Here is a 6,088-nt window from a genome sequence, read left to right as displayed (position 1 = left end):
GACCGCCGCGCGGCGTCCGCGCGACGTGCGGCGGCCCACGCGGCGCGCGACGAGTGGGTGTTCGAGGGCAGCGGGCGCGCGGTCGAGTATGTGGCCGGCCGTCGCTGGGAGGTCGCGGCTACGGGCTTCTGGCAAGCGCATCACGCTGCAGCGCAACGTTATTCGGATCTGATCGCGGAATGGTCGGAACTCGGGCCCGGCGGGCGGGCCTGGGATCTGTACAGCGGCGCGGGGGTCTTCGCCGCGCGCCTCGCCGAGCAGGCCGGGCGGACCGGTGTGGTGCTCGCGGTGGAATCCGCCCGGCCCGCGGTGGCCGACGGCGCCGCCGCCCTGCGTGATCTGCCCTGGGTGGAGCTGCGCGCCCAGCGGGTGGAGCGCTGGGTGTTCGAGCACGTCGGCGGGGCCGCCCCGGATGTCGTCGTGCTCGACCCGCCGCGCGCCGGCGCGGGCAAAGAGGTGATCGGCGCCGTCACCGCCAGTGGGCCCGCGCGAATCGTCCACGTCGGCTGTGATCCCGCCGCGTTCGCCCGCGACCTCGGCTTGTATCAGGCCGCGGGCTACCGGCTGACCGATCTGCGTGCCTTCGACGCCTTCCCCGCGACGCACCACGTGGAATGTCTGGCGCTGCTGCGGCGCTGAGTGGTCAGTCCTCGTAGACCGGTGGCCTGCGGTCCCGGCGGGCGCGCATCGCCTCGTCGAAATTGCCGGTGGTGAGGCGCACGTAGAGCTGAGCCGTACCTTCGTGCTGCATGTGTGATTCGAAGCCGGCGGCCTCCATACCGCTCCACAGCATGCGCTTGGTGAGCTCGGTGCCGACCCGGCTGTAGCCGATGATGCGTTCGGCCAGGTCGTAGCACGTGTCCAGCAGTTCGGGGCCCGGAACCGCGCGCGAGACCAGGCCGATGCGCTCGGCTTCGGTCGCGTCGACGTCGCGGCCGGACAGCATGATCTCGAACGCGCGCGACGCGCCGACGGCGCGGGGCAGTAGATAGCTGAGGCCCAGTTCGGCCGAGGTCAGGCCGTTGTTGATGCCCGCGGCGCGGAAGTACGCGTCCTCGGCGGCGAGCCGTATGTCGGCGCCGACCGCCAGGCACAGCCCGCCGCCGATGGCCGCGCCGTTGACCGCGGCGATCACCGGCTGGTGCATCCGCCGCAGCGTGATCAACACGTCGTTGAGCAGATCCATCGAACGCCGCGCGACGCTGGTGACGGTCAGCCCGTCGACGTTCGGCACCTTTCCCGCGCCGGTCAGGTCGGCTCCCGAGCAGAAACCGTGTCCCGCCCCGGTCAGCACGACGACCCGCACGTCGTTGTCGGCGCGCACCTGCTCCAGCGTCTCGCGCAGCGGAATCATCACGTCGAACGCCATCGCGTTCATCCGTTCGGGCCGATTGAGCGTCACCAGGGCGATGTGCGGCCGCGGTGTGTCGATGAGCACGAACGACATGCGACCTCCCGATCGGTGACGACCTCAATATAGGCACGGCGGGCTCCGTGCGGCGATGAAATCGAGCCCGCCGCCGCGGGATCCGAGCCGGGCCGCCGGACCGGCCAATTAGAGTCACCGCCATGACCGTGTACGTAATTGCGCAACTGAAGTTGACCGATCGCGCCGCCTACGATCGCTACCAGGCGCGCTTCCTGGACGTCTTCCTCCGCTACTCCGGCACGCTGCTGGCCGCCGACGAGTCCCCGCAGACCATCGAGGGCGTTACCGACCGCGAGAAGGTGGTCCTGATGTCCTTCCCCGACGAACCGTCCTTCCGCGCCTGGGCCGAATCGCCGGAATATCAAGAGATCTCGAAGGATCGGCACGCCGGAGCGGATACGGTCAGCCTGCTGGTGCGCGGTCTCGGTCACGGTTCGTGAACGCGGACCCCGCGGGACCCGCCGTCAGTCCAACTGCCACGTGATACGGATGCCCGCGGAGATCTCGCTCTCGCCCAGCTCGACCGGGATGGCGGCGGCGCGGTAGGCCTCCATCGGAGCCGACATGGACTGCGCGCGCGGCACCGGCGGCGCGGAGGCGGTGTTCTCGGTGATCTCCACGACCTTGCCGAGCGTTCGCTGCGCGCGCCGTGCGTACTGCTCGGCCTTGGCGAGGGCGTTCTCCCATGCGGCGTCGCGGGCGCGGGTGAGCAGGGCCTCCTGGTCGGCGAAGGTGAGGACGAGTCCACCGAGGCGGACGTCGTCACCGCCCGCCTCGACGCAGTTGGCGACGACGGTGCCGGGCGCGGGATCGGCGTCCTCGCCGACCTCGCGCAACGCGATCGTCAGCGATGTGCTCGCGAGGTATCCCGTGATGCGGTTGCCCTGCCCCTCGGTCCACACGGTCTCGGTCTGCACCGACAGTCCGCTGGTGGCGATGTCCGAACCGTCCACGCCGTCGGAGCGCAGCGACCGCGCGACCGCGGCGACGCGCTCACCGGCCCGGCTGTAGGCGAGCGCGACCTTGCTCGCCCGCGATTCGACCGAGATGGTCACCCGCATCAGGTCGGGAGTGGCGCGGGCGGTGCCGTGCCCGTAGGTCGTGACGGTGCCCGCGCGCGAATCGCTCTTCTTGCCCACAACGTCTCCTCGTCGCTCGCTGTCGATGCGTACCGCACCATCGTGCCTGCTTCGAAGGGTGCCGCGACGGTCCTCGCCCGGCGCGAGGCTCCGGGGCGAGCCGCTCCGGGTGGACGCCGCCGCCGATCCGCGCCACCACCCGGGATTCGTTTCCGCGCGAGGTCACTTGCCCGGCCCGGTCCACCTTGTCGCTCCGTCCGGGTACCGTATGTCGAGGCTCACATTTCGACGCCATGTCGGTTGGTGTGATCGTTCTCGTGCGGGAGCATCAGCCGCCGCTCCGTAGACTGATCGGATCAGATGCGCTATCCGGAGGGAGCTAGTTCAGGTGGGAGTGCTTTCCCGGGTCGACACGCCCGATGATCTGCGCCGGCTGACCGTGCCGCAAGTGCGCGAGCTGGCGGAGGAGATCCGCGAGTTCCTGGTGCGCAAAGTCGCCGCGACCGGCGGGCACCTCGGTCCGAACCTCGGTGTGGTCGAACTCACCATCGCGCTGCATCGGATCTTCGACTCACCGGCCGACCCGTTGATCTTCGACACCGGGCACCAGGCCTACGTGCACAAGATCCTGACCGGGCGCAAGGAGCAGTTCGACTCGCTGCGCAAGCAGGGCGGCCTGTCCGGCTACCCCAGCAGAGCGGAGAGCGCCCACGACTGGGTGGAGTCCTCGCACGCCTCCGCGGCGTTGTCCTACGCCGACGGTCTGGCGAAGGCGTTCGCGCTGAGCGGGCAGGACCGGCACGTGGTGGCTGTCGTCGGCGACGGCGCGCTCACCGGCGGCATGTGCTGGGAGGCGCTCAACAACATCGCCGCCGCCCCGGACCGCCCGGTGGTCGTCGTGGTCAACGACAACGGCCGCTCCTACGCGCCCACCATCGGCGGCCTGGCCGAGCGGCTGACCGCGCTGCGCACCCAGCCCGCCTACGAGCACGCCCTCGACGCGGGCAAGCGCATCCTGAAGAGCATTCCGCGGGTGGGGGAATCGGCGTACTCGATGGTGCACGCGGTGAAGGCGGGCATCAAGGACGCGGTGAGCCCGCAGGAACTGTTCAGCGACCTCGGCCTCAAGTACGTCGGGCCGGTGGACGGCCACGACGTCGTCGCCCTGGAGTCCGCGCTGCGCCGGGCCAAGGACTTCGGCGGCCCCGTCGTGGTGCACGCGGTGACGCAGAAGGGCCGCGGCTACGCGCCCGCCGAGAACCATGTCGCCGACCAGATGCACGCCTGCGACCCCATTGATCCGCTGACCGGCGTCCCCGTCGGCGGTCCGAAGGCGCGCGGCTGGACCTCGGTGTTCTCCGAGGAGCTGATCGCGCAGGCCGAGCGCCGCGCCGACATCGTCGCCATTACCGCGGCGATGCCGGGCCCGACCGGGCTGGCCGCGTTCGGCGAGCGCTTCCCCGATCGGATGTTCGACGTCGGCATCGCCGAACAGCACGCCATGGCCTCCGCCGCGGGGCTCGCGCTCGGCGGCATGCATCCGGTGGTGGCGATCTACTCCACGTTTCTCAACCGCGCCTTCGACCAGTTGCTGATGGACGTGGCGCTGCTGAAGCAGCCGGTCACCGTGGTGCTGGACCGCGCGGGCATCACCGGCTCCGACGGCGCCAGCCACAACGGCATGTGGGACCTTTCGGTCCTCGGGATCATTCCCGGCATCCGGGTCGCCGCTCCGCGCGACGCCGCGACGCTGCGGGAGGAACTGGCCGAGGCGCTGGCCGTCAACGACGGGCCGACCGCGTTGCGTTTCCCGAAAGGCAGTGTGGCCGAGGACATCTCGGCGGTCGAACGACTCGACGGCATCGACGTGCTGCGGATGGCGGAGCCCGAGGGCGGCTCGGTGCAGGCGGTGCACGGCGATGTCCTGCTCGTCGCGGTGGGCTCCTTCGCCGGTGCGGCCCTGGAAGCGGCGAACCTGCTCGATTCCGAAGGGATCTCGGTCACCGTCCTCGACCCGCGCTGGGTGCTGCCGGTCTCCGACACCTTGCTGAAGCTCGCGGAGAACTACCGGATGGTGGTCACGCTGGAGGACGGTGGGCTGCACGGCGGCATCGGCTCCACGGTGTCGGCTCGCCTGCGCAACTCGGGGCTGGACATCCCGGCCCGCGACCTCGGTGTTCCGCAGCAGTTCCTCGACCATGCCGCGCGCGGCGAAGTGCACGCCGAACTCGGCCTCACCGGCCCCGATATCGCCCGGCGGATCAGCGGGTGGCTCGCCGCTCGCTGACGCCGGAGGCGAGCGGGGGCTAGTCCGACGGCGGCAGCGCCGCGGCCAGCCGCGCGACGGCCAGCTCTCGTTGCCACGGCCGGGCGCCGCCGGACTTCAGGAATCCGTCGACGGCGGAGGGTTCGACCGCGGCGTAGTCGGGCAGCCCGTCCCAGCACAGGCGGCGGACCAGGTCCGGCGCGAGCAAGTTCTCCACCGGGATCGAGTACTCGGCCGACAGGTCACCCATGGCGGCTCGTGCCCGGGTCAGGCGCGCCGCCGCGGCCGGATCACGGCGCTCCCAGCGGTTGACCGGCGGCGGGCCGTCGAACGGCTGGGTGAGCGGGGGCAGGTCGCTGTCCGGCAAGGTGCGGCCGCGCTCGATCGCGGCGAGCCATTCGCGGGAGTACCGGCGCTGCCGTGGCCCACCGAATATCGGCAGGGTGCGCAACTGCGCGATGTTTCTGGGCTCCGCGGTGGCCGCGGCGATGATCGCGGCATCCGGCAGGATGCGAGCGGGCGCCACATCGCGGGCGCGGGCCAGCGCATCCCGGGCGGTCCACAGCTCGCGTACCACCGCGAGCTGCCTGGTGCGGCGCAGCGTGTGGATGCCCGAGGTGCGCCGCCAGCGCTCGGCCTTCGGCGCGGGCGGGTCCAAGGTACGAATGTGCTCGAATTCCTGTGCCGCCCAATCCATTTTGCCCTGCTCGTCGAGAGCTTCGGCGACGGCGTCGCGCAGTTCCAGCAACAGTTCGACATCCAGGGCGGCGTAGTTCAGCCATTCGGCGGGCAGCGGGCGGGTGGACCAGTCGGCCGCCCCGTGCCCCTTGCGCAGCGCCCGGCCCAGCAGCCGTTCCACCATCGCGGCGAGGCCGACGCGCTCGAAACCCGCCAGGCGTCCGCCCAACTCGGTGTCGAAGAGCCGGGCCGGGCGCAAGCCGAGTTCGGCCAGCCCCGGGAGATCCTGGTCGGCGGAGTGCAGTACCCACTCCAGGCCGTTGATCGCGTCGGCCAGCGGGCCGAGTGCGTCGGTGACCGGGATGGGATCGATGAGGAACGTGCCCGCGCCCGCGCGGCGCAATTGGATCAGATACGCGCGCGCCGAATAGCGGAACCCGGAGGCGCGCTCGGCGTCCACGGCGAGCGGGCCGGTGCCCGCCGCCAGCCGGGCGGCGGCTGCGCTGATCTCGGCGGCGGTGTCCAGTACCGGTGGCACGCCCTCCACCGGCGCGAGCAGCGGCGTCGCGGCCGAGGGTTCGGATTGGTCTGGTACGGACATGGTGTTGAACTCTACGTGCCGACTCTACGGCGCCG

Annotated in this window: 6 protein-coding genes; 3 read left to right on the top strand and 3 right to left on the bottom strand. The window is 71.2% G+C overall.

Going from position 1 to position 6,088, the window contains the following annotated elements:
- A partial coding sequence (locus ON29_RS18235; protein WP_040867772.1) for a class I SAM-dependent RNA methyltransferase occupies window positions 1–639 on the top strand: 639 nt, incomplete at its 5' end.
- Window positions 640–643: 4 nt separating this feature from the next.
- On the opposite strand, the gene ON29_RS18230 is transcribed toward ON29_RS18235, so the two are convergent.
- The gene (locus tag ON29_RS18230) at window positions 644–1,447 is read right to left on the bottom strand and encodes an enoyl-CoA hydratase (RefSeq protein WP_040867770.1); all 804 of its coding nucleotides are present in this window, start codon (window positions 1,445–1,447) and stop codon (window positions 644–646) included.
- Between the two features lie 122 nt (window positions 1,448–1,569).
- Here ON29_RS18230 and ON29_RS18225 point away from each other — a divergent pair, with 122 nt between their 5' ends.
- Complete coding sequence (locus tag ON29_RS18225) at window positions 1,570–1,869, top strand: DUF1330 domain-containing protein (protein ID WP_040867768.1); 300 nt, start codon at window positions 1,570–1,572, stop codon at window positions 1,867–1,869.
- Between the two features lie 24 nt (window positions 1,870–1,893).
- Here ON29_RS18225 and ON29_RS18220 read toward each other — a convergent pair whose 3' ends face one another.
- Window positions 1,894–2,568 carry an SIMPL domain-containing protein gene (locus ON29_RS18220; RefSeq protein WP_040867766.1) on the bottom strand — a complete coding sequence of 225 codons (675 nt, stop codon included), beginning with the start codon at window positions 2,566–2,568 and terminating at the stop codon, window positions 1,894–1,896.
- A 328-nt stretch (window positions 2,569–2,896) separates the two neighbouring features.
- On the opposite strand from ON29_RS18220, the gene dxs reads away from it, so the two are divergent.
- Complete coding sequence (dxs, locus tag ON29_RS18215) at window positions 2,897–4,795, top strand: 1-deoxy-D-xylulose-5-phosphate synthase (RefSeq protein WP_040867765.1); 1,899 nt, start codon at window positions 2,897–2,899, stop codon at window positions 4,793–4,795.
- Window positions 4,796–4,814: 19 nt separating this feature from the next.
- On the opposite strand, the gene ON29_RS18210 is transcribed toward dxs, so the two are convergent.
- Window positions 4,815–6,053 (bottom strand): HRDC domain-containing protein, encoded by a 1,239-nt coding sequence (locus tag ON29_RS18210; protein ID WP_040867763.1) that lies wholly within the window; start codon window positions 6,051–6,053, stop codon window positions 4,815–4,817.
- Window positions 6,054–6,088: the final 35 nt, after the last annotated feature.

This window comes from Nocardia exalbida NBRC 100660 (assembly GCF_000308575.1).
Lineage (GTDB): Bacteria > Actinomycetota > Actinomycetes > Mycobacteriales > Mycobacteriaceae > Nocardia > Nocardia exalbida.
The sequence above is the reverse complement of the archived record's forward strand: the minus strand, read 5'-3'. Positions and strand labels throughout refer to the sequence as shown.

Excerpts from the sequence above, each read along its gene's own strand:
- ON29_RS18230 (WP_040867770.1), bottom strand. The coding sequence starts at position 1,447 with ATGTCGTTCGTGCTCATCGACACACCGCGGCCGCACATCGCCCTGGTG.
- ON29_RS18225 (WP_040867768.1), top strand. The coding sequence starts at position 1,570 with ATGACCGTGTACGTAATTGCGCAACTGAAGTTGACCGATCGCGCCGCC.
- ON29_RS18210 (WP_040867763.1), bottom strand. The coding sequence starts at position 6,053 with ATGTCCGTACCAGACCAATCCGAACCCTCGGCCGCGACGCCGCTGCTC.